The sequence below is a fragment of the Citrobacter braakii genome (genome assembly GCF_002075345.1).
Taxonomy (GTDB): domain Bacteria; phylum Pseudomonadota; class Gammaproteobacteria; order Enterobacterales; family Enterobacteriaceae; genus Citrobacter; species Citrobacter braakii.
Genome location: NZ_NAEW01000017.1, coordinates 61972 through 84670 on the forward strand (window position 1 = coordinate 61972; position 22699 = coordinate 84670).

General features: G+C 54.0%; 19 protein-coding genes. 9 read left to right on the forward strand and 10 right to left on the reverse strand.

The window, feature by feature from the left end:
• Positions 1-17: 17 nt before the first annotated feature.
• Entirely contained in the window at positions 18-1562 is a 1545-nt protein-coding gene (gene malF / locus BZK42_RS22970) for a maltose ABC transporter permease MalF (protein WP_080860358.1), read from the forward strand.
• A 14-nt stretch (positions 1563-1576) separates the two neighbouring features.
• Positions 1577-2467, forward strand: a complete 891-nt coding sequence (gene malG, locus BZK42_RS22975; protein WP_016155340.1) for a maltose ABC transporter permease MalG — start codon at positions 1577-1579, stop codon at positions 2465-2467.
• A gap of 382 nt (positions 2468-2849) precedes the next feature.
• On the opposite strand, the gene psiE is transcribed toward malG, so the two are convergent.
• A complete protein-coding gene (gene psiE, locus BZK42_RS22985) occupies positions 2850-3260 on the reverse strand; it encodes a phosphate-starvation-inducible protein PsiE (RefSeq protein ID WP_003031674.1) in 411 nt (136 codons plus the stop codon).
• A gap of 138 nt (positions 3261-3398) precedes the next feature.
• Between psiE and BZK42_RS22990 the strand changes: the two genes are divergently transcribed.
• Positions 3399-3851: an acyltransferase gene (locus BZK42_RS22990; RefSeq protein ID WP_080860359.1), complete on the forward strand. Its 453-nt coding sequence runs from the start codon at positions 3399-3401 to the stop codon at positions 3849-3851.
• Between the two features lie 34 nt (positions 3852-3885).
• On the opposite strand, the gene BZK42_RS22995 is transcribed toward BZK42_RS22990, so the two are convergent.
• From BZK42_RS22995 to pgi, 5 genes are all read right to left on the reverse strand, one after another.
• Entirely contained in the window at positions 3886-5982 is a 2097-nt protein-coding gene (locus tag BZK42_RS22995; protein WP_019077875.1) for a YjbH domain-containing protein, read from the reverse strand.
• Complete coding sequence (locus BZK42_RS23000) at positions 5982-6719, reverse strand: capsule biosynthesis GfcC family protein (protein WP_046275309.1); 738 nt, start codon at positions 6717-6719, stop codon at positions 5982-5984. Before BZK42_RS23000 ends, BZK42_RS22995 begins: the two co-directional genes overlap by 1 nt.
• On the reverse strand, positions 6716-7354 hold the full coding sequence (locus BZK42_RS23005; protein ID WP_080860361.1) for a YjbF family lipoprotein: 639 nt from the start codon (positions 7352-7354) through the stop codon (positions 6716-6718). Before BZK42_RS23005 ends, BZK42_RS23000 begins: the two co-directional genes overlap by 4 nt.
• A gap of 63 nt (positions 7355-7417) precedes the next feature.
• Positions 7418-7660 (reverse strand): exopolysaccharide production protein YjbE, encoded by a 243-nt coding sequence (yjbE, locus tag BZK42_RS23010; RefSeq protein WP_080860363.1) that lies wholly within the window; start codon positions 7658-7660, stop codon positions 7418-7420.
• A gap of 470 nt (positions 7661-8130) precedes the next feature.
• Positions 8131-9777 (reverse strand): glucose-6-phosphate isomerase, encoded by a 1647-nt coding sequence (gene pgi / locus BZK42_RS23015; protein WP_080860365.1) that lies wholly within the window; start codon positions 9775-9777, stop codon positions 8131-8133.
• Between the two features lie 302 nt (positions 9778-10079).
• Here pgi and lysC point away from each other — a divergent pair, with 302 nt between their 5' ends.
• The 3 genes from lysC (at position 10080) to BZK42_RS23030 (ending at position 12822) form a co-directional block, all read left to right on the forward strand.
• Positions 10080-11429 carry a lysine-sensitive aspartokinase 3 gene (gene lysC / locus BZK42_RS23020; protein WP_080860367.1) on the forward strand — a complete coding sequence of 450 codons (1350 nt, stop codon included), beginning with the start codon at positions 10080-10082 and terminating at the stop codon, positions 11427-11429.
• Positions 11430-11521: 92 nt separating this feature from the next.
• On the forward strand, positions 11522-12448 hold the full coding sequence (gene panS, locus BZK42_RS23025; RefSeq protein ID WP_016155332.1) for a ketopantoate/pantoate/pantothenate transporter PanS: 927 nt from the start codon (positions 11522-11524) through the stop codon (positions 12446-12448).
• Between the two features lie 101 nt (positions 12449-12549).
• Positions 12550-12822, forward strand: a complete 273-nt coding sequence (locus BZK42_RS23030; RefSeq protein ID WP_003826541.1) for a YjbD family protein — start codon at positions 12550-12552, stop codon at positions 12820-12822.
• Here the strand turns inward: BZK42_RS23030 and rluF are convergent.
• Both rluF and ftrA read right to left on the reverse strand, forming a co-directional pair.
• A complete protein-coding gene (rluF, locus tag BZK42_RS23035; protein ID WP_016155331.1) occupies positions 12819-13694 on the reverse strand; it encodes a 23S rRNA pseudouridine(2604) synthase RluF in 876 nt (291 codons plus the stop codon). The two genes, BZK42_RS23030 and rluF, sit on opposite strands and share 4 nt — an antisense overlap.
• A 68-nt stretch (positions 13695-13762) precedes the next feature.
• On the reverse strand, positions 13763-14743 hold the full coding sequence (gene ftrA / locus BZK42_RS23040) for a transcriptional regulator FtrA (RefSeq protein ID WP_080860369.1): 981 nt from the start codon (positions 14741-14743) through the stop codon (positions 13763-13765).
• Positions 14744-14827: 84 nt separating this feature from the next.
• On the opposite strand from ftrA, the gene BZK42_RS23045 reads away from it, so the two are divergent.
• On the forward strand, positions 14828-15247 hold the full coding sequence (locus BZK42_RS23045) for a rhodanese-like domain-containing protein (RefSeq protein WP_046275313.1): 420 nt from the start codon (positions 14828-14830) through the stop codon (positions 15245-15247).
• A gap of 156 nt (positions 15248-15403) precedes the next feature.
• Complete coding sequence (gene pepE, locus BZK42_RS23050) at positions 15404-16093, forward strand: dipeptidase PepE (protein WP_016155430.1); 690 nt, start codon at positions 15404-15406, stop codon at positions 16091-16093.
• 56 nt (positions 16094-16149) lie between these two features.
• Here the strand turns inward: pepE and BZK42_RS23055 are convergent, their stop codons facing one another.
• Positions 16150-17781, reverse strand: coding sequence for a Na/Pi cotransporter family protein (locus BZK42_RS23055; RefSeq protein WP_016155327.1), 1632 nt, complete (start codon positions 17779-17781; stop codon positions 16150-16152).
• 213 nt (positions 17782-17994) lie between these two features.
• Positions 17995-21678, reverse strand: a complete 3684-nt coding sequence (gene metH / locus BZK42_RS23060; RefSeq protein ID WP_080860371.1) for a methionine synthase — start codon at positions 21676-21678, stop codon at positions 17995-17997.
• A 195-nt stretch (positions 21679-21873) separates the two neighbouring features.
• Between metH and iclR the strand changes: the two genes are divergently transcribed.
• Entirely contained in the window at positions 21874-22698 is an 825-nt protein-coding gene (iclR, locus tag BZK42_RS23065; RefSeq protein ID WP_047357748.1) for a glyoxylate bypass operon transcriptional repressor IclR, read from the forward strand.
• Position 22699: the final 1 nt, after the last annotated feature.

A 22699-nucleotide genomic window follows, 5' to 3' on the forward strand; every position in this document is an offset into this window, starting at 1 on the left:
AAAGAGGATTGATCCCCATGGATGTCATTAAAAAGAAACACTGGTGGCAAAGCGACCGGCTGAAATGGTCAGTGATGGGTCTGCTTGGGCTGCTGGTCGGTTACCTTGTTGTTTTGATGTATGCTCAGGGGGAGTACCTGTTTGCCATCATGACGCTGATTTTAAGCTCTGCTGGCCTGTATATTTTTGCTAACCGTAAAGCCTACGCCTGGCGCTATGTTTACCCAGGCGTTGCAGGGATGGGGCTGTTTGTCCTGTTTCCGCTAATTTGTACTATCGCAATTGCCTTTACCAACTACAGCAGCACCAACCAACTGACCTTTGAACGAGCTCAGGAAGTCCTGATGGACCGTTCTTATCAGGCGGGGAAAACCTACAACTTCGGCCTGTATCCGGCGGGTACGGAGTGGCAACTGGCCCTCACCGACGGTGAAACTGGCAAGAATTATCTCTCCGACGCCTTTAAATTTGGCGGCGAACAGAAACTGCAGTTGAAAGAAGCCGAGGCGCTGCCAGAGGGCGAACGTGCGACGCTGCGTATCATCACGCAAAATCGCCAGGCGTTAACCCAACTCACCGCCATCCTGCCAGATGAAAGCAAAGTGATTATGAGTTCACTGCGCCAGTTTTCCGGCACGCAGCCACTCTATACGCTCGCTGATGACGGCACGCTTACCAACAGCCAAAGCGGCGTAAAATACCGCGCCAACAACGATATTGGTTATTATCAGGCAATTAACGCTGACGGTAGCTGGGGTAACGAAAAACTCAGCCCAGGCTATACCGTTGCCATCGGTTGGGACAACTTCACCCGCGTATTTACCGACGAAGGCATTCAGAAACCGTTCTTCGCCATCTTTGTCTGGACGGTGGTCTTCTCCGTTCTGACCGTGATCCTCACCGTGGCCGTGGGGATGGTACTAGCCTGTCTCGTACAGTGGGAGTCTCTCAAAGGCAAAGCGATTTACCGTGTCCTGCTGATTCTGCCGTATGCCGTACCGTCGTTTATTTCGATTCTGATTTTCAAAGGGCTGTTCAACCAGAGCTTCGGTGAAATCAACATGATGCTGAGCGCACTGTTTGGCATCAAACCGGCCTGGTTCAGCGACCCAACCACCGCGCGTTCGATGATTATTATCGTCAACACCTGGCTTGGTTACCCGTACATGATGATCCTGTGCATGGGTCTGCTTAAAGCGATCCCTGACGACCTGTATGAAGCGTCGGCAATGGATGGTGCAGGTCCGTTCCAGAACTTCTTTAAGATTACGTTGCCACTGCTGATTAAGCCGCTGACGCCGCTGATGATCGCCAGCTTCGCCTTTAACTTTAACAACTTCGTGCTGATTCAACTGTTGACCAACGGTGGTCCAGACCGTCTTGGTACCACCACGCCAGCAGGCTATACCGACCTGCTCGTGAGCTACACCTACCGTATCGCCTTCGAAGGTGGCGGTGGTCAGGACTTCGGTCTGGCGGCGGCGATTGCCACGCTGATCTTCCTGCTGGTCGGTGCGCTGGCCATCGTGAACCTGAAAGCCACGCGTATGAAGTTTGATTAAGGGAGACAACGAACATGGCTATGGTACAACCCAAATCTCAGAAACTGCGTCTCTTAACAACGCACTTGCTGCTGCTGATTTTCATTGCAGCGATCATGTTCCCGCTGCTGATGGTTATCGCTATCTCGCTGCGTGAAGGTAACTTTGCCACCGGCAGCCTGATCCCGGAAAACATCTCCTGGGAACACTGGAAACTGGCGCTGGGCTTTAGCGTTGAACACGCGGATGGCCGCGTGACGCCGCCGCCGTTCCCGGTGCTGTTATGGCTGTGGAACTCGGTGAAAGTAGCCACCATTACCGCGATCGGTATCGTGACGCTTTCCACCACCTGCGCTTACGCCTTTGCCCGTATGCGCTTCCCGGGCAAAGCAACCCTACTGAAAGGGATGCTGATATTCCAGATGTTCCCGGCGGTGCTGTCTCTGGTCGCGTTGTATGCTTTGTTTGACCGCCTGGGCCAGTACATTCCGTTTATTGGTCTGAACACTCACGGTGGCGTGATCTTCGCCTATCTCGGCGGTATTGCGCTGCATGTGTGGACGATTAAGGGCTATTTCGAAACCATCGACGGTTCGCTGGAAGAAGCGGCCGCGCTGGATGGCGCAACGCCATGGCAGGCATTCCGCCTGGTGTTGCTGCCGCTTTCCGTTCCGATTCTGGCGGTCGTGTTTATTCTGTCTTTCATTGCCGCGATTACCGAAGTACCGGTCGCATCACTGCTGCTGCGTGATGTGAACAGCTATACCCTTGCGGTAGGTATGCAGCAGTACCTCAATCCACAGAACTATTTGTGGGGCGACTTTGCCGCCGCAGCTGTACTTTCAGCCATTCCGATCACTCTGGTGTTCCTGCTGGCACAGCGCTGGCTGGTCAACGGACTGACGGCGGGTGGTGTGAAAGGTTAAGTTTTACCGAAGTAACTGCCCGGCAACGGGCAATGCCACTGCAACCCTCAACTTATGTTATCCCAACCTGTGACTGTTATTCGGCGCTCTACGGAGCGCCCTTTTTTTATGTTATTTTGCATTACGCTTACGATTATTTCCTTTCGTGCCCCCATCACTGCAAATCAATTTTTCGCCTGAAACTCGACAAATTAAACAGAATTAGTTTGGCGCAGGCATTATCGCCATCGGCGTGATCAACCTAAGCTTTACCGTATTGGCGATCATGACGGTGGATAAATTTGAAGAACTGTGGGAACCCGCGGCGGAGAAAACCCAGCCAGCCTCTGCGCAGTAATTTTTACCCAAAACACGCCGCAGCCCAATTGCGGCGTGTTGTCTTTTACTCTCGCTTCAGCCGTTTGGAATTACACAGCCACAGGGTGATCACCAGCAGCAGGATCGCCGCAGAATAGATCAGCACATCCATTGGCGCTTTATGATCGACAATGATCAGCCGCACAATCGCAGTGATCCCGATATAGACAAAGTAGCGCAGCGGAAAGTGAAAACCTGACTGAAAGTACTTCACAATCAGCGCGATAAATTCAAAGTAGAGAAAGTAAACCACCAGCCCTTCCACCAGTTCATACTTGCTGGTTTGTTCCGGCGCGAACAGCACATCCGCCAGATGCAGCGTTTCTTTCCCGAGGAATACGACCAGGATCAGGCCCAGACTCAGCAACCCCAGATTCAACACGGTCTGTAAAATAGTGGAGATAAACTCCACGCGTGGACGAGATAGCGACGTCATAACAGCACCTCTTACTCAGTGGCGAGGTTCCTGTATAACGCAAAAATGTGACAGAGATCTACATTTTTTGTTTATATTTTGTGCAAGAAAGGTCAGCAGGGAATGATGTATGTCACGACACATTTCACAGGATGAATTATGCAGCTCAGACAATCCGCTGTTCGCAACGTTACCTGCGGTGAGAACGTGGTGATCTATGAACCCGCAAATCTCTACGACTGCACATTAGGGGACAACGTTTTTGTCGGACCATTTGTTGAAATCCAGGGTAATACGCAGATTGGCGCAGACAGCAAAATTCAGTCGCACACCTTCATCTGCGAATATGTCACCCTCGGCGCCCGCTGTTTTATCGGTCACGGCGTGATGTTCGCCAACGATATGTTTCGCGAAGGAAAACCCAATGCCGACCGCAACAGTTGGGGACGTATTACGATTGGCGACGATGTCTCGATCGGTAGCAGAGCGACCATTCTGGCAGTCACTATCTGTGATGGCGTGGTCGTCGGCGCGGGAAGCGTGGTGACCAAATCGATCACCGAGAAAGGCGTGTATGCGGGAAATCCGGCAAAATTATTACGTCGTTTATAGAGCCGGATAAGCGCAGGTCCCATCCGGCCATCTATCAGCGGAAGTTTTCACTCCTGTCACTGGTCATGTCGTACAGACCAAACTTACGTCCAAGCTGCTGGCCGCCATCGCGTGTTAACGGCGTCCAGCCAATCGCCGCACGACTGCGGGTTGGGCCTGACGAGAACAGATCCAGCGGTACAGAAACGTACACCCCTTTGGTAAAATCACCCTCTCCGTACTCATCCGGCGAGGCGTCGGTGATGGTCGCATAACCACCCACCACTACGCCGCTGTCAAAGCGTTTCGCCACTTCCAGCGTTCCGCCCTTATCCCCCGCCAGATACTGCCCCACGCTGGCTTTCACCAGTACATCCTGGGCGAACGAAGGATTCCAGTAAGCCGTCAAATGCCCGGTCTTCACGCTGTAGTCGGTAAACTTCATCATGTCCTGCGCGCTGCGCCAGTCACGCTGTTTCACGTAGTTGGCATCAACACCAAACGCCCAGTTGCTGTCCAGCGGGCGATACAGCACTTCTGCCCCCGCTCCGCCGTACATGGTTTCCAGATAGCCACCGTAAACCTGTCCGTAGAACCCGTTTCCGAGTGACTGGAAGTAGTTGGCCTGCAGGTTATTCACGTAGACATCGTTTTGCACATACTCACGCACATGGGTACGCACGCGTGGTAAATGCGAATCCTGCGGCGGGTTGGTGTAGTTAAACTTGTCATAGTTATTGGCGAGGTTGGCGAACAAACTCCCGGTGGTCAGCAGATGATCGGTAACCCACAAATCCGCCGTTCCCATCACGCCCAACTGATACATATAGAAGTTTTCCGGGCCGCCCACCGACTGATTTAGCACCGGATCGATGTGGAAATTGAAGCGTGACTTATCAATATACCAGCCCTGCTCGGTCGTTTTCGGTACCACGGGCTCGACGCGTTTTTGTGCCAGTTGAGTTTCATGGCCCAACGGCTCGCCTTCCAGATGGCGCTTGAGGCTGGAAACCTCCGTTTCGGTCGTCACCTGCGGCAAGTTAAGGCGGTTTTCCGTAATGCGGATCGTGCGGATCCCATCGGGAAGATCGTTCATCACGATCCGGTTAGCACGCTCGATCCCTTCGCGCGAATCACGGTATTTCACCTGTTCACCCGTCACATACAGCGTATCGCCCTGCACCTGAATTTTAGGATCCGCCAGCCCGGCATTATATTTCAGCAGCGTTAACTGATTCGCCACCACCGAATGTTGCAGGATGGCATCCTGCGGCTGTGGTTGATATTTCGGGCGGGTATTGTCGTTATAGTTTGGTCGCAGATCGTTAAAGTTAGTCCGCAGCGTGACCCCAAACATCAAGGTGTTCCCGCGCTCATAGCTGAGGTTAACGTCGGCCCAATCGGTGACGCGATAAATAGCGCCGACGTTAAACTTGCTCTTCTGATCCAACTTGCCGGCAAAATCCTGCTGGTAATTATTACCTTCATACTCCAGTTTCAGGCGCAGCGGCTGCCAGGGAGTCTGATACTCTACGCCGCCAAACAGCGACGCCGGGCCGTGGAACATCTGGCTACCGTCAATAGAACCGGCCTGCTTGTAGCTGTTATCGCGATGGCAGAATTTATCACTGTATGAGCAAAACGGATTGCTAACGTTGCCGCTGGTCCCGAGATATCCCCAGCCAAGGCCGAGAGAGAAATCAAACGGGCCCCAGGCTTTGTTCGCCACCACATACTCCGCATCAAACAGGCCGGTACCACCGATATCCCGCGCGCCAACCGCCACCTGCGGCATCCAGTAGCTCTCTTCCCACAGGCGAAGTTTGAGATCAAAAGCCTTATCTTTATAAGTCTGATCGCCAGAAAACGACTCCACGCCGCTGTATTTTTTGGTACGCACATCGGTATAGCGCAGGGTAGTTTCCAGCCAGGGGAAGAGTTGTACCGACGCAGAGTAGTAACGGTATTGATCGTTATCGCGGTAGTTAAGGCTCATTTCGCCTTCACGCGCCATGCGTGCGGTTGGGGTTTGCAGCAGTCCCACGCCGCCAAAATCGGACTGGGAAGGTCCAATGGGCGCGGGCCAGGTTTCACCATGGCAGGCAACGCTTACGCCCAGCGCCAGTAAGCTGAGCAGATAAGTTTTTCTCATTATTCGGGTATCCGCTGGGTCAGGGTGCGAAGAATGTCGGCATTGATTTCATCCGGGGTGCTGCGCCAGACAGCATCAGAGAGCCCGACAAAAATGATGCTGCCGGGCATCGGCTCAACGTGACGTTTGTTCCAGTAGGCGACCGGGACTTTTTGCGTGCGTCCGTCGGGATAGATGACCCAGGCGTAGCTACGATCTGCGCCGCTGAGCCGACGTTGCCCATCGAGATAGCTGGCGATATCGCGCCCGGGCATAAACGGTTGTTTACCCGGATGACTTAGCAGGCCAAACAGCGTTATATCCGTTGGCTGCGGCCCGACCCACAGCGTGTAATTGCCCTGCAACGGCGGGTTGCCTCGCTCACTGACGCGCACAACATCCGGGTCGAGATTAATCTTCTGTCTGCCGGTCACCTTCAGCGCCTGAATTTGCTGGCGCAATGCGTTGATAGCCGCGGCATCGTCACCGCTTTCTTCAGCGCTGAGCATCGCCAGACGAGCCAGTAATGCCTGCTGCTGACGCTCTGCTTCCGTCGTTGCCCGCTCTTCGCTGATAACCGCTCCTGGCCACCAGCTATTACTCAACCGCGGCTGCCCAACCAGGTCGAGCAGATGTTCGGCCCCGGTCAACGTTTTTGGCTCTTCGCTGGCGGAGGTAAAGACCTTAACGCTACCCGCAGCAAAAACTGACGCTGCGCTCAGGCTCAATAGCAGCGCCACAACGGCTCGTTTCATCATGATTTTGCCGCCTTAATCAGCGTGGTTTTCACCGGGAAGTAACGTGCGCCAAGATACTGTTCCGATTGGCGAATCTGCCCTTCGCTGTCGATCCAGTAGCGGTTATGCCAGCGCGTTTGATCGGTGGTGACTTCTTCGTCAAGGATCCGTACTGGCGTATCTTCGCTACCAACCTTAATGGTGTCAGTGCCATCCCATTCGAAAACCGAGTGGGCGGTGGCATAGCGCACCTGCTGATGTTCGGTCCAGCCCATCGTGCGGGTCCATGTTGCCCCATCAACTATCTGGTTTGGTTTGATGAGCGGATCTGCCGCGAGATTATTCACCTCGATCAGGTTATCCCCGCCGAGATGCGTTTTCACCATGCGCCCAGACTGCGTGACGAGAATGGCCCGATCCTGAGTCACCCATTTCTGCTGTCCGTTTTCCACGAACGCGAGTACCACAAACAGTTGTGGGCCGCCGTTGAGCTGCATGTACTGGCTGGCGTAGGGCATGTTTTTGATTTCATCGTCCGTCATCTGTACGCCGGGAGTACCAAACACGCTATCCCATAGCGAATGACCCAGCCCTTCGGTGGTGGCTGAGCACGCCTGTAATAACAGGCAAACCATTATCAGCGCTGGTCGCTTCACGACATTTCTCCGCAGCGGCAAAATAACCACACCGAAGTGTGGTTAGAATTAAACGTACCGGTATTACTGGGTACTGGTGGTTGTGGTGGTTGTGGTTCCGGTGTTAGAACCATCGCCGCCACCGGTTGCCGCAAGGGCAACCCCCACCGCAGAACTTACGGTGCTCACGCTGGTTGCGGAGGAACTTCCTGCCGAAACCGACGCGGCAGCCGACCCTGCAGCCTCACCCACCTGAATGGGGGCAGCATAGACAGAAGTCGCCGCAAGCGCAGATATAGTCCAAAGGCCATACAGAACTTTTTTCATCACAAATTCCCTTCATTGTATGAATGGAGATTTACCCAAAAGAATTTCGGGCGAGATCGAGTATACACAAGCCAAAGTGTGCAAATTACGCCATGCGGGAATTTAGGATAATTAGATAGCAAGAAATAAAATGATTAAAGGCAGATAATTAAACCAATACAATCAAAAAGTTAAAATATAAAAACAAAAACACAACATCCGGTAATTCTGAAAAAACCAGAAACACGATAACGTTGAATGAATTATTTTAGGATTAAGCTCAATAAAGGTGTAAAGCAAAAACGTAGATATTCGGGAGCCAGATTATAAAAAAAGCCGATATTAATATCGGCTTTTTTTATAAGTAATCTGCAAATTCATTCGAATTGCAACAAGGCGGCAAGATCGTTAATCCCCGGGAGCATAGATAGCTATGCGACCGGGGTTAACGAACGCAGCCAACAGCGCTGCGGCTCGAAGGAAGAAGCAGATTAACGCCAGGACTTATAACGGTTAATCAAACCGTTAGTTGAGCAATCATGGCTGGTGATTTCTTTATCATCATTCAGCTCTGGCAGAATGCGATTCGCCAGCTGTTTGCCCAGCTCAACGCCCCACTGGTCAAAGGTGAAGATATTCAGGATCGCGCCCTGAGTGAAGATTTTGTGCTCGTACAGCGCAATCAGCGCACCCAGGCTGAACGGTGTGATTTCGCGCAGCAGGATGGAGTTAGTTGGACGGTTACCTTCGAACACTTTGAACGGCACAACGTGGTCAAGCGTTGCCGGATCTTTACCCTGGTCGCGGTATTCCTGCTCAACCACTGCACGAGATTTACCAAAAGCCAGCGCTTCGGTCTGAGCGAAGAAGTTAGACAGCAGTTTCGGATGGTGATCCGACAGCGGGTTGTGGGTGATTGCCGGAGCGATGAAATCGCACGGCACCATTTTGGTACCCTGGTGAATCAGCTGGTAGAACGCATGCTGACCGTTAGTACCCGGCTCACCCCAGATGATTGGGCCTGTCTGGTAATCCACCGCATTGCCGTTACGGTCAACGTATTTACCGTTGGATTCCATATTGCCCTGCTGGAAGTAGGCCGCGAAACGGTGCATATACTGGTCGTACGGCAGAATCGCTTCGGTTTCAGCACCGAAGAAGTTGTTGTACCAGATACCGATCAGCGCCAACAGCACCGGCAAGTTTTTCTCCGCCGGAGTGGTGGAGAAGTGTTTGTCCATGGCGTGCGCGCCAGAAAGCAGCTCAACAAAGTTGTCGAAGCCCACAGAAAGGATGATGGACAGACCGATTGCAGACCACAGGGAGTAACGACCGCCAACCCAGTCCCAGAACTCGAACATATTGGCGGTATCAATACCGAACTCGCCAACCGCTTTACCGTTAGTGGAGAGCGCTGCGAAGTGTTTGGCAACGTGCTTGTTGTCGCCAGCGGTCGCCAGGAACCAGTCGCGCGCGCTGTGGGCGTTAGTCATGGTTTCCTGAGTGGTGAAGGTTTTGGAAGCGACCAGGAACAGCGTAGTCTCCGGATTCACTTTCTTCAGCACTTCGGCAATGTGCGTACCATCGACGTTAGACACAAAATGCATGTTCAGGTGATTTTTGTACGGGCGCAGCGCTTCGGTCACCATGAACGGGCCGAGGTCTGAACCGCCGATACCGATGTTCACGACATCAGTAATGGCTTTACCGGTATAGCCTTTCCAGCTTCCGGAGATAATCGCTTCAGAGAAGGATTTCATCTTCTCAAGCACCGCGTTCACTTCCGGCATCACATCTTTGCCGTCAACGATGATTGGAGTGTTGCTACGGTTGCGCAGCGCCACGTGCAGCACGGCACGATCTTCAGTGCGGTTAATTTTCTCACCGGAGAACATGGACTTGATGGCGCCTGCCAAATCGGTCTCTTTCGCCAGATCCTGCAGTTTAGCCAGCGTCTCTTCAGTGATGCGGTTTTTGGAGAAATCCACCAGCATCAGATCGTCAAACGTAGCGGAAAATTTAGCGAAACGATCGCTATCTTTCGCGAACAGATCCGCGATAGTAACGTCTTTCATCTCTTCAAAGTGTTTTTGTAGTGCCTGCCAGGCTGAGGTCTGCGTTGGATTGATGTTTTTCATTAGCAATACTCTTCTGATTTTGAGAATTGTGACTGAGATCGATTGTAACGCCAGTCACAGAAAAGTGTGATTGTTTTAATGCCATCGCCCTTGTATCCATCGAACCAGGGTAAAAAGTATAGATGTTATAAGCGCTGTTACTGAACGGAAACGCAGCATGAAAAATCCGCATAATCCCAGCGTTGACAGTGCAAGCTACACATTTTATTTATAAATACGGTATTTGCATTTGCGCCTGCACCGGTTTTCGTTCTGCCTTATGTGCCATGGTCGCTCTATTCATTCCCTGACACGAGGTAGTTATGACTGATGTAGTTGTCTCCAAGTTTGGCGGTACCAGCGTGGCGGATTTTGATGCCATGAATCGCAGCGCTGATGTGGTACTTTCTGATGCTAACGTCCGTGTAGTGGTACTTTCCGCTTCCGCTGGAATTACCAACCTGCTGGTCGCACTGGCTGAAGGGCTGGAGCCAACCGAGCGCTTCGAAAAACTCGACGCCATTCGTCAAATTCAGTTCAATATTCTGGAACGCCTGCGTTATCCGAACGTAATTCGTGAAGAGATTGAACGTCTGCTGGAAAACATCACCACGCTGGCAGAAGCGGCGTCACTGGCGACCTCAACCGCCCTGACCGACGAACTGGTCAGCCACGGTGAACTGATGTCTACCCTGTTGTTCGTCGAAATCCTGCGTGAACGCAGCGTGCAAGCGCAGTGGTTTGACGTGCGTAAAGTGATGCGCACCAACGATCGTTTTGGTCGCGCAGAACCCGACGTCGCGGCGCTGGCTGAACTGGCAACGCTTCAGTTGGCCCCGCGTCTGAGCGAAGGTCTGGTAATCACTCAGGGTTTTATCGGCAGCGAAGGCAAAGGCCGCACCACCACGTTGGGGCGCGGCGGTAGCGATTATACAGCCGCCCTGCTGGCCGAAGCGCTGCACGCAACGCGCGTCGATATCTGGACCGATGTTCCAGGCATTTACACTACCGATCCGCGCGTTGTTCCTGCAGCGCAGCGTATTGATGAAATCGCCTTTGAAGAGGCCGCAGAAATGGCGACCTTTGGCGCGAAAGTGCTGCACCCGGCAACCCTGTTGCCGGCCGTACGTAGCGATATCCCGGTATTTGTTGGCTCCAGCAAGGATCCAAAAGCAGGCGGTACGCTGGTCTGCAATAAAACCGCGAATCCACCGCTGTTCCGTGCGCTGGCGCTACGCCGTAAGCAGACGCTGCTGACGCTGCATAGCCTGAATATGCTGCACTCTCGCGGCTTTTTAGCAGAAGTGTTCGGCATCCTTGCACGCCACAATATCTCGGTAGATTTAATTACCACATCTGAAGTCAGCGTAGCGCTGACGCTGGATACCACCGGTTCAACCTCCACCGGCGATACGCTGTTAACGCAATCTCTGCTGATGGAACTGTCTGCCCTGTGCCGGGTTGAAGTCGAAGAAGGCCTGGCGTTGGTGGCGTTGATTGGCAACGACCTGTCCAAAGCCTGCGGCGTGGGTAAAGAGGTGTTTGGTGTACTGGAGCCGTTCAACATCCGCATGATTTGCTACGGCGCGTCCAGCCATAACCTGTGCTTCCTGGTGCCCGGTAGCGAAGCCGAACAGGTGGTACAGAAGCTGCACCATAATTTGTTTGAATAATATTTCATCACGCGATAAACAATAACTATAGCCGGGCTCGAACCCGGCTTTTTTATAACAACACAACACATTTCAATCGCAAGGAAGATAACATGCTCGCTACTCTCACGCGGCTGTTCCCGTTATGGGCGCTGCTGCTCTCTGTTATTGCGTATTACACGCCCTCCACCTTTACGCCTGTCGGGCCATTCGTACCGTCGTTGCTGATGCTGATCATGTTCGGCATGGGCGTTCACCTGAAGGTGGACGACTTTAAACGCGTACTCTCACGCCCCGCACCTGTCGCGGCGGGTATTTTCCTGCACTATCTGGTGATGCCGCTCGCCGCATGGATTTTGGCGCTGGCATTTAATATGCCGCCGGAACTGTCGGCAGGGATGGTGCTGGTCGGTAGCGTCGCCAGCGGAACCGCATCGAACGTCATGATCTATCTGGCAAAAGGTGATGTGGCGCTCTCCGTGACTATTTCATCGGTTTCAACGCTGGTCGGCGTTGTCGCCACGCCGCTGCTGACACGGCTGTATGTCGACGCGCATATCCAGGTGGATGTGATGGGTATGCTGCTGAGTATTCTGCAGATCGTGGTCATTCCGATTGCTTTGGGACTGGTCATTCACCATCTGTTCCCACGCGTCGTAAAAGCCGTGGAACCGTATCTGCCGGCGTTTTCTATGCTGTGCATCCTGGCGATCATCAGCGCCGTCGTGGCGGGTTCCGCCTCGCACATTGCGTCTGTCGGCTTTGTGGTGATTATCGCCGTGATCCTGCATAACACCATTGGCTTGCTCGGCGGCTACTGGGGCGGAAAACTGTTTGGTTTCGACGAGTCAACCTGTCGTACGTTGGCTATTGAAGTGGGCATGCAGAATTCAGGGCTTGCCGCTGCGCTGGGCAAAATCTACTTTGGCCCGCTTGCGGCGCTGCCCGGCGCGTTGTTCTCCGTCTGGCATAACCTTTCCGGTTCGCTGCTGGCAGGTTACTGGTCCGGTAAACCGATTAAAGAAAAAGAACGCCGCTAATTGGCGGCGGCAGGCCGGATAGCGGCTAACGCCTTATCCGGCCTACCCAGCCTCTGCACTTTGCCGTACACTGCGGATATCGGCTAACAGAGGGCACCCTTATGGCACTCCCCCGCATTACCCAAAAAGAGATGACCGAGCGCGAACAGCGTGAACTGAAAACGCTGCTCGACCGCGCGCGCATTGCGCATGGTCGGCTGCTGACCAACGCTGAGACCAACAGCATCAAGAAAGAGTACATCGATAAACTGATGGCCTTGCGCGAAGCAGAAGCTAAAAAAGCCCGCCAGTTGAAGAAAAAGCAGGCTTATAAACCGGATGCGGAAGCATCATTTTCCTGGTCAGCGAATACGCCAACGCGCGGCAGACGTTAACGCCCTTTCTTCTTACGCCCCGGCGAGGTAAAACGCTTCCCGTTTGCCGCCGGGCGCGATTTCTCTTTCTCAGCCGATTTTTCGATTTTCACCACCGGGCGCTTAATGCCTGCGGTTTTTGGCTTCGCTTTCGCCTTCGGTTTGGCTTCTGAGGACGAGTTCTCAATCAGCTTGAACAGGTCGATCAGTTCGTCATCCGTCAGGTCGCGCCATTCACCCAGCGGCAGGCCGGACAGACCAACGTTCATGATACGTGTACGCTCAAGCTTAGTAACTTCATAGCCAAAGTGCTCGCACATACGACGGATCTGGCGGTTCAGCCCCTGAATCAGCGTGATGCGAAACACAAATGGCGCTTCTTTCTTGACCTTACATTTCTTGGTGACGGTGCCAAGGATTGGCACACCGGCACTCATCCCACGGATAAAGTCATCAGTGACCGGCTTATCTACCGTCACCAGATACTCTTTTTCGTGATCGTTACCGGCACGCAGGATTTTATTCACCAGATCGCCGTGGTTGGTCAGAAAGATAAGTCCCTGGGAATCTTTGTCCAGACGACCGATTGGGAACACGCGCTTGCTGTGGTTAACGAAATCAACAATGTTGTCGCGTTCGCTGTCTTCAGTGGTGCTGACAATCCCTACCGGCTTGTTCAGCGCGATAAAAACCAGATCTTCCGCTTCACGCGGCTCAATCAACCGACCATTCACTTTTACGACGTCGCCAGGCATCACCTGATCGCCAATGGTGGCGCGTTTACCATTCAGGAAAACATTCCCTTGTTCGATAAAGCGATCCGCCTCGCGGCGCGAGCAGATTCCGCTTTCACTGATGTATTTATTTAATCGGATGGATGAGTCGGGCAGCATAATTTCTCCTTTGACAGCGAAATATACCCTACCTTGCGGGGGATAAAAAAGCAGAGCGTGAAAATGTGCTATCGCATCTGATTACGTAATGCCTGCGGGCTGATACCAAATCGTTTTTGAAAGTGGTAACGCAAAGAGTTTGCGCTGCCGAACCCGGTTTGCTGCGCGATCTGCTCAATACTGATATGGGATGTATTGAGCGCCTGCTGCGCACGGTTTAGCCGTTCATTCATCAGCCAACGTGCGGGAGTAAGCCCCGTTGACTCCTGAAATCGCCGCATCAACGTTCGGGGACTCATACCGACCTGGCTGGCCAGAGCGTCAAGGGTATGCTTCTGCGCGATATTGTTATGTAACCAGTCAAGCAAAAGACCAAAACGCTGGCTTTCCCGACTGCGGGCAACAGGACGCAGTTGCTGCTGAGTCTGGCTGCCATCCCTGTGGGGCTGCAGCACCAGGCGACGGGCCACGTTATTGGCAATCTCAAGTCCAAAATCAGTGCGCACCACATGCAAACATAAATCAATCCCTGCCGCACTACCTGCCGAAGTGAGCACGTCGTGGTCACCGACATACAGGACATCTTCCACAACGTTGATGGCGGGAAAGCGTCGCTGGAGTTCACTGACGTAACGCCAGTGCGTCGTCGCCTTACGCTCATCCAGCAAACCTGCCGCAGCCAGAACAAATACACCAGAACAGATAGAGATGACTCGACAACCGCGTTGATGTGCTTCACGAAGCGCATCGCATAATGCTTCCGGGACCGGTGAGCTCACGTCACGCCAGCCAGGAATGACAATAGTGTCTGCTTCTTGCAGCAATTCATATCCACCGTCCACAACGATACGAACCCCGCCAGTTGCCCTTAATTCACCTTGATCAACCGAAGCCACGGCAAAACGATACCAGCCCTCCCCCAGTTCAGGTCGCGGAAGCCCAAAAACTTCCACTGCGACGCCAAACTCGAAAGTACATAGCCCGTCATAAGCGAGTGCAACGACCAACGGGCGAGAAGATGTTGTCATGATCCTGGCGGAATCTGTCATGGTCAGAGGGTGTTTCGAGGTTAATTTTTTGATGAGATAAGAGGTAACACAACAGCTGATTTCACCACAAGAGAAAACAACAATATGAGTACCGTAACTGATATTCCAGCCGCTTCATCTGCACAAGCTATCGCCCATTTCCAGCAACGTCTGAATATGGAGACGGATTGTTCTGACGTTCATTCCGCGATGGCTGCTGACGACAAAGATTTTGTGCTTTTACATGTAGTGGGGAGTGCAGAGAGTTTTTCCCGTTGTCATATCCCTGGCGCGATTCATATTCCCCATCGACTGATAAATACGGAATCCTTGAAAAAATGGCCACAGGACACACTGTTTGTCGTCTATTGCGCTGGCCCACACTGTAACGGGGCCGATCGCGCGGCGCTGAAGTTGGCGCAGCTAGGTCGACCGGTGAAAATAATGATTGGTGGTATTAAGGGCTGGGAGGACGAAGGCCTGGCGTTTGCCACTACGCAAAAGGACGCTGTTTCAATAGATTGATCGTTGTTAAGTCTGAACGGGCTTTTCCAACAGGAGGTTGTGGTTAACCCGTTCGGCTTTCCCCCCTTCCAACATCGTGAGCCATATCAGTAAGGCGTTACGCTGATAGTGGTAGCATTAGCGCGGTTTGTAATTTTCTGATTACATGGAGAAATGATGGAACTGCTTTTATTGAGTAACTCGACGCTGCCGGGCAAAGGCTGGATGGAACATGCGCTACCACTGATTGCTGAGCAGCTGAATGGTCGCCGTACGGCGGTGTTTATTCCGTTCGCTGGCGTGACGCAAACCTGGGATGAATACACGGCGAAAACGGCAGCCATCTTTGCGCCAATGGGCGTCAACGTTACTGGCATTCATACCGTTGCCGATCCGATCGCTGCCATTGAAAACGCAGAACTGGTGATTGTCGGCGGGGGTAACACCTTCCAGTTACTGAAAGAGAGCCGCGAACGCGGACTGCTGGCGCCGATTGTGGATGTCGTCAAACGCGGTGCGCTGTACATCGGCTGGAGCGCGGGTTCTAACCTCGCCTGCCAGACCATCCGCACCACCAACGACATGCCGATTGTCGATCCAAAAGGTTTTGATGCCCTGGGTCTGTTCCCGCTGCAGATTAACCCACATTTCACCAATGCGCTTCCGGAAGGCCACAAAGGCGAAACACGTGAACAGCGTATTCGCGAGCTGCTGGTTGTGGCACCAGAGCTGACGGTGATTGGTTTGCCGGAAGGAAACTGGATTAAGGTGAGTAACGGCCAGGCGGTTCTTGGCGGTCCGAACACTACTTACGTCTTTAAAGCAGGTGAAGACGCGGTTGCCCTCGAAGCAGGTCACTGCTTCTAACCGACGTTGCCGGATAACGGCATAAATGCCTTATCCGGCCAACCGGTCCACCTCACTCAATAATCGTCGCGCTCATCGTCCTCATCCGGCTGTTCCAGCACGCTATAGGCCACGGAACAAAACAGCGAGTTCAGACGCTGCATATCGCCCAGCAGCGCCAGGTGCAAGGAGCTGGTCTCGATGCTCTGCACGTTCTGCTGATGCAGACGGTCAACGTGCGCATGCGAATAACGACGGTTGAGAATACGGAAACGGTGCTTGCTACGGCGCAGACGTCGGGCGCTGGTCACGTCACCAGAGAAGAACACCGACATCGCCAGCTGCAGATTGCTGAGCAGCTGATCGAAGAGCGCATCCAGCTCTTTCAATCCTTCCACGGAGAATGCGCGACGGGCAGCCAGCGACTTATCCGCTATCTCACTGCCCATACGTTCGACAATATCGGAAGCCTGCTCGAGGTTAAGCGACATTTCGATAATCTCCGCCCAACGGCGTGATTCCTCTTCCGCCAGTTCATCCTTTGGCATCCGCGCCAGATAAAGCTTGATTGCCGTGTATAGCACGTTAATGTCGTCCGCCATCCTGCGCAGCTCTTTCTCTTCACGCGGCTCGCCGTGCATCACCTTCTTCAGCCCGTCCATCATCTGCTCCATCGCGTCGCCGATGCGCAGAGCTTCACGAGCGGCATTGGCCAGGGCCAGCGTCGGCGTATCCAGCGCACTGACGTCCAGATGCTTGGGCTTCAAATGCGCATCCAGCTCCGGCTCATCGCGGATGATGCGCTTACAAAAACGCGCCATCGGTTCTGCAAACGGCACCATCGCCACGCAGCGCACCAGGTTGTAGAAGACATGGAAGTAAATAACCAGTTCAGATTTCGGCAGCGGCAGTTCATCCATCAGATTTGCCAACGGATGAACAAACGGCAGGATAATCAGGCTGCCCACCAGCTTAAACAGCAGGCTACCGAGCGCCACACGGCGGGCAGCGGCGTTAGCGGCGCTGTTATTAAGCATCGCCAGCAGGCCAGAGCCGAGGTTGGCGCCAATCACCAGACACAACGCCACCGGGAACGAGATAATGCCTGCCGCGGTCAGCGTTGCCGTCAGCAGCACCGCCGCAAGGCTGGAGTAACTGATAATCGCGAACATAGCGCCAATCAGCGCATCCAGCATGATATCGCCGGTGAGCGAGGCGAAAATAACCTGTACGCCGTTAGCCTGGGTGATCGGTGTTACCGCCTGCACAATCAGTTCCAGCGCCAGTAAAATCAACCCCAGTCCAATACCAACCCGCCCCAGTTGCCCCACACGGGACTGCTTACGTCCGAGAAAGAAGATCACGCCGATAAAAATCAGCAGTGGCGACAGCCAGGAGAGATCGAAGGTCAGGATACGCGCCATCAGCGCGGTCCCGACGTCGGCGCCGAGTACAATCACCAGCGCAGGGGTGAGCGCGACGAGGTCCTGCGCGACAAACGAGGTCACCAGCATGGTGGTGGCGTTGCTGCTTTGTACCAGCGCCGTCACGCCGATACCCGCACAAAAGGCGAGCGGCTTCTTTTCAACACTACGGCTGAGTACGGTACGCAAGCGGGCGCCGAAGACGCGCATCACGCCGGTGCGCACAATATGCGTACCCCAAACCAGCATAGAGACAGCAGAAAGCAGGTGTAACAGAGTTAGCACGGAATCAGGTTCTCCTTATCGTTATATGTTCCTGAGGCTCATAGCGATGACATAACACCTGATGACGCCACGCTTATCAGGCCGACAAAAATGTGCCATCCGGCAAGCAGTACCGATGAACGTTCTTTCAGTATAAGGGTTTAAACGTAATAAAGAGACAAGGCACTCATTGAGTGCCCTGTTTGTTGTAAATAAAGATGACAGTTTTGTGAATCAGTCAGCGTCATAGCCCAGATTAGGCGCTAACCAACGTTCGACTTCCGCCACGCTCATGCCTTTACGGAAGGCGTAATCTTCAACCTGATCGCGCTGGATTTGCGCCACGGCGTAGTACTTGCTGTCTGGATGACTGAAATACCAGCCGGAAACCGACGCACCTGGCCACATCGCGAAGGATTCGGTGAGCTTCATTCCGGTGTGCGCTTCTACATCCAGCAGTTCCCAGATGGTGGCCTTTTCGGTGTGTTCCGGGCAAGCCGGATAGCCCGGTGCCGGGCGAATTCCCTGGTAGTTTTCGCGGATCAGCTCCTCGTTGCTGAGGTTCTCATTCGCCGCATAGCCCCAGTAGACTTTACGCACGCGCTCGTGCAGATATTCAGCGAACGCTTCCGCCAGGCGGTCGGCGATCGCTTTCACCATGATCTTGTTGTAGTCGTCATGCTGGGCTTCGAAGGCGTCCGCCAGTGCATCTTCCTCCAGACCGCCGGTAACTGCGAAAGCACCGATGTAATCCGCTTTGCCACTCAGTTTCGGCGCAACAAAGTCAGACAGGCAGTAGTTGGCGAAACCGACTTTTTCCGTCTGCTGGCGCAGGTGATGACTGACGTTGATGACGTGCGTACGCGTCTCGTCACGGTAAATCTCGATGTCGTCCCCCACGCGGTTAGCCGGGAACAAGCCCACCACACCGCGCGGATTCAGGGTCTTCTCAGCGCTGAGTTTATCCAGCATGTCATTGGCGTCTTTGAACAGACGTTTCGCCTCTTCTCCCACCACCTCATCTTCGAGGATGCGCGGGTATTTCCCGGCCAGCGACCAGGTCATAAAGAACGGCGTCCAGTCGATGTAGTTGCGCAGCGTTTCGATGCTGGCTTCAACGCTCTGTACGCCGAGGCGGTGCGCCACTGGCGGCGTGTAGTTTTCCCAGTCGAAGGCAAGATCGTTGTCGCGGGCAGCCTGTAACGTTACTGGTGGGGTCCGCGGTTTCTTACGCGCATGCTGGATACGCACGGTTTCGTACTCTTTACGCGTACGGGCGACAAAGTCATCGCGCTGAGTGTCAGAGAGGAGTGCGGCGACTACGCCAACGGTACGCGAGGCGTTCTGCACATAAACCGTCGGACCACTGTAGTTCTGCTCTATTTTCACCGCCGTGTGCGCTTTTGAGGTGGTCGCGCCGCCAATCAGCAACGGAATAGTGAACCCCTGACGCTCCATCTCTTTCGCCACGTTGACCATTTCGTCCAGCGACGGGGTAATCAGCCCGGAAAGACCAATCAGATCGGCATTCACTTCACGTGCCGTTCTGAGGATTTTCTCCGCTGGCACCATCACGCCAAGATCGACGATTTCGTAGTTGTTACATTGCAGCACCACACCAACGATGTTTTTGCCGATATCGTGCACATCGCCTTTCACGGTAGCAATGACCATCTTGCCGTTGCTGGAGCCTTTCTCTTTGCTGGCCTCAATATACGGTTCGAGGTAGGCCACCGCCTGCTTCATCACGCGGGCGGATTTCACCACCTGCGGCAGGAACATTTTGCCCTCGCCAAACAGATCGCCAACCACGTTCATCCCGTCCATCAGCGGCCCTTCAATCACCTCGATCGGACGCGCGGCCTGCTGGCGAGCTTCTTCAGTATCCTGCTCAATAAATTCGGTAATGCCTTTCACCAGCGAATATTCGAGGCGCTTTTTCACGTCCCAACTGCGCCATTCCGCCATCTGGGCATTGGCAGTGTCATCAGTTTTGCTACCGCGATATTTCTCAGCCAGCTCCAGCAGACGCTCGGTGCCATCGTCACGACGGTTGAGGATCACATCTTCAACCGCATCGCGCAGCTCGGCGGGCAGGTCGTCGTAGATCGCCAGTTGTCCGGCGTTGACGATCCCCATGTCCATGCCGTTGCGAATGGCGTAGTAAAGGAATACCGCGTGAATGGCTTCACGAACCGGGTCGTTACCACGGAAGGAGAACGACACGTTGGAGACGCCGCCGGAGATCAGCGCGTGCGGTAGTTCGCGTTTGATGTCCTCACAGGCACCGATAAAGTCCTGGGCGTAGTTGTTGTGCTCATCAATCCCGGTCGCGACCGCAAAGATGTTCGGGTCGAAGATGATGTCTTCCGGCGGGAAGCCTACCTCTTCGGTAAGAATTTTGTACGCCCGCCGGCAAATCTCAATTTTACGCACACGGGTGTCGGCCTGCCCCTGCTCGTCAAAGGCCATCACCACCACTGCGGCACCGTAGCGTCGCAGCAACTTCGCGTGGTGGATAAAGGTCTCAACCCCCTCTTTCATAGAGATGGAGTTAACGATGCCTTTACCCTGAATGCACTTCAGCCCTTTTTCGATGACGTCCCATTTTGAGGAGTCGATCATAATCGGCACGCGGGCGATATCCGGCTCACCGGCGATAAGGTTGAGAAAACGCACCATCGCCGCTTCGGCGTCGAGCATCCCCTCATCCATGTTGATATCGATAATCTGTGCGCCGCTTTCCACCTGCTGACGGGCGACATCCAGCGCTTCGTTGTATTTCTCTTCTTTGATCAGTCGCTTAAATTTCGCCGAACCGGTGACGTTGGTACGCTCGCCGACGTTCACAAACAGGCTATCGTCGCCAATATTCAACGGTTCAAGGCCAGACAGACGGCAGGCTACCGGGATTTCCGGCAAGCGGCGCGGCGGCAAGCCTTCCACTGCGCGGCTCATCGCGGCGATGTGTTCCGGCGTGGTGCCGCAGCAGCCGCCGACCACGTTGAGGAAGCCCGCTTGCGCCCACTCGCGTATTTGCGCCGCCATGGTGTCTGCATCAAGATCGTATTCGCCAAAGGCGTTCGGCAACCCGGCGTTCGGGTGCGCGGTAACGTAGCATTCGGCAATGCGCGACAGCTCCTGCACGTACTGGCGCAACTCGTCCGGGCCTAAGGCGCAGTTCAGACCGAAGGTCAGCGCATCGGCGTGGCGCAGTGAGTTATAGAACGCTTCGGTTGTCTGACCGGAGAGCGTACGCCCGGAAGCATCGGTGATGGTGCCGGAGAGCATAATCGGCAACTCAACGCCCAGCGCTTCAAACTCGGTTTTAACCGCGAAAATAGCGGCTTTGGCGTTCAGGGTATCGAAGACGGTTTCAATCAGGATCATGTCGCTGCCACCTTCCACCAGCGCTTTGGTGGATTCACGGTAGGCGGCCACCAGCTGATCAAAGGTAATATTGCGGTAAGCCGGGTCGTTGACGTCAGGCGAGATAGACGCCGTACGGTTGGTTGGGCCAAGCACGCCCGCGACATAGCGCGGTTTTTCCGGTGTGCGTGTCGTCCATTCGTCTGCCGCCGCGCGCGCCAGTTTGGCTGCTGCAAAGTTGATTTCCGCCGACAGGGATTCCATCTGGTAATCCGCCATGGCGATCGTCGTGGAGTTAAAGGTGTTGGTTTCGATGATATCCGCGCCCGCCTCAAAATAGGCGTTATGGATGGCGGCGATCACCTCAGGTTTGCTGAGCACCAACAGGTCGTTATTGCCTTTCAGATCGCACGGCCAGGCGGCAAAGCGTTCGCCGCGGAAATCCTCTTCGCTCAGACGATATCCCTGGATCATGGTGCCCATACCGCCGTCCAGCACCAGAATACGTTCATTTAACTGCTGACGTAATTGTTCAACTTTGCTGCTCACACTCGCTCCCGACAACGCTCAACCAGACCGAAAAAAACTCAACAGACCATACTGGCACAAACCTGAGAGGTGGAAAAGAGAACAACGGCCAACATGAGACATGTTCAGCTTCACTCATCCGATCAGTACAGGAATTCTTGCATTATAATTGAATAAAACGAAAATGATTTCCACGATACAGAAAAGGAGTCCGCCATGGTTGCCACAATCCCCGCGAAACGCGGTAGAAAACCCGCCGCAGCTACTACGCCTGCAACCGGGCAGGTTCAGTCTCTGACCCGCGGCCTGAAGCTACTGGAGTGGATTGCAGAATCCAACGGCAGCGTGGCACTAACCGAGCTGGCACAGCAGGCCGGTTTGCCAAACTCCACGACTCACCGTTTGTTGACCACCATGCAGCAGCAAGGATTTGTCCGTCAGGTGGGTGAATTAGGCCACTGGGCCGTGGGTGCGCATGCGTTTATCGTCGGCAGCAGCTTTTTGCAAAGCCGTAATTTGCTGGCGATTGTCCACCCGATCCTGCGCAAGCTGATGGAAGATTCCGGCGAGACGGTAAACCTGGCCGTATTAGATCAAAGCGACCATCAGGCCATTATTATCGACCAGGTGCAGTGTACCCAGCTGATGCGCATGTCCGCGCCTATCGGCGGCAAACTGCCGATGCACGCCTCCGGTGCGGGTAAGGCGTTTTTATCCCAACTGAGTGAAGAACAGGTGACTGGCCTGCTGCACCGTAAAGGGCTGCACGCTTACACCCACGCCACGCTGGTGTCGCCGGTGCATCTGAAAGAGGATTTAGCCCAAACGCGCAAGCGCGGCTACTCCTTTGATGATGAGGAGCATGCGCTGGGTCTGCGCTGCGTGGCGTCGTGCATTTATGATGAACACCGCGAGCCGTTTGCCGCTATTTCCATCTCCGGACCCATTTCGCGCATTACCGACGATCGAGTGACCGAGTTTGGCGCCATGGCGATCAAAGCGGCGAAAGAAGTCACGCTGGCATACGGCGGATTTCGTTAAG

Coding starts and splice junctions, on each gene's coding strand:
- iclR (WP_047357748.1), top strand. CDS start 21,874: ATGGTTGCCACAATCCCCGCGAAACGCGGTAGAAAACCCGCCGCAGCT.
- rluF (WP_016155331.1), bottom strand. CDS start 13,694: ATGCTGCCCGACTCATCCATCCGATTAAATAAATACATCAGTGAAAGC.
- BZK42_RS23045 (WP_046275313.1), top strand. CDS start 14,828: ATGAGTACCGTAACTGATATTCCAGCCGCTTCATCTGCACAAGCTATC.
- pgi (WP_080860365.1), bottom strand. CDS start 9,777: ATGAAAAACATCAATCCAACGCAGACCTCAGCCTGGCAGGCACTACAA.
- pepE (WP_016155430.1), top strand. CDS start 15,404: ATGGAACTGCTTTTATTGAGTAACTCGACGCTGCCGGGCAAAGGCTGG.
- ftrA (WP_080860369.1), bottom strand. CDS start 14,743: ATGACAGATTCCGCCAGGATCATGACAACATCTTCTCGCCCGTTGGTC.
- BZK42_RS22990 (WP_080860359.1), top strand. CDS start 3,399: ATGCAGCTCAGACAATCCGCTGTTCGCAACGTTACCTGCGGTGAGAAC.
- panS (WP_016155332.1), top strand. CDS start 11,522: ATGCTCGCTACTCTCACGCGGCTGTTCCCGTTATGGGCGCTGCTGCTC.
- BZK42_RS23030 (WP_003826541.1), top strand. CDS start 12,550: ATGGCACTCCCCCGCATTACCCAAAAAGAGATGACCGAGCGCGAACAG.
- lysC (WP_080860367.1), top strand. CDS start 10,080: ATGACTGATGTAGTTGTCTCCAAGTTTGGCGGTACCAGCGTGGCGGAT.
- BZK42_RS23000 (WP_046275309.1), bottom strand. CDS start 6,719: ATGATGAAACGAGCCGTTGTGGCGCTGCTATTGAGCCTGAGCGCAGCG.
- malG (WP_016155340.1), top strand. CDS start 1,577: ATGGCTATGGTACAACCCAAATCTCAGAAACTGCGTCTCTTAACAACG.
- yjbE (WP_080860363.1), bottom strand. CDS start 7,660: ATGAAAAAAGTTCTGTATGGCCTTTGGACTATATCTGCGCTTGCGGCG.
- psiE (WP_003031674.1), bottom strand. CDS start 3,260: ATGACGTCGCTATCTCGTCCACGCGTGGAGTTTATCTCCACTATTTTA.
- BZK42_RS22995 (WP_019077875.1), bottom strand. CDS start 5,982: ATGAGAAAAACTTATCTGCTCAGCTTACTGGCGCTGGGCGTAAGCGTT.
- malF (WP_080860358.1), top strand. CDS start 18: ATGGATGTCATTAAAAAGAAACACTGGTGGCAAAGCGACCGGCTGAAA.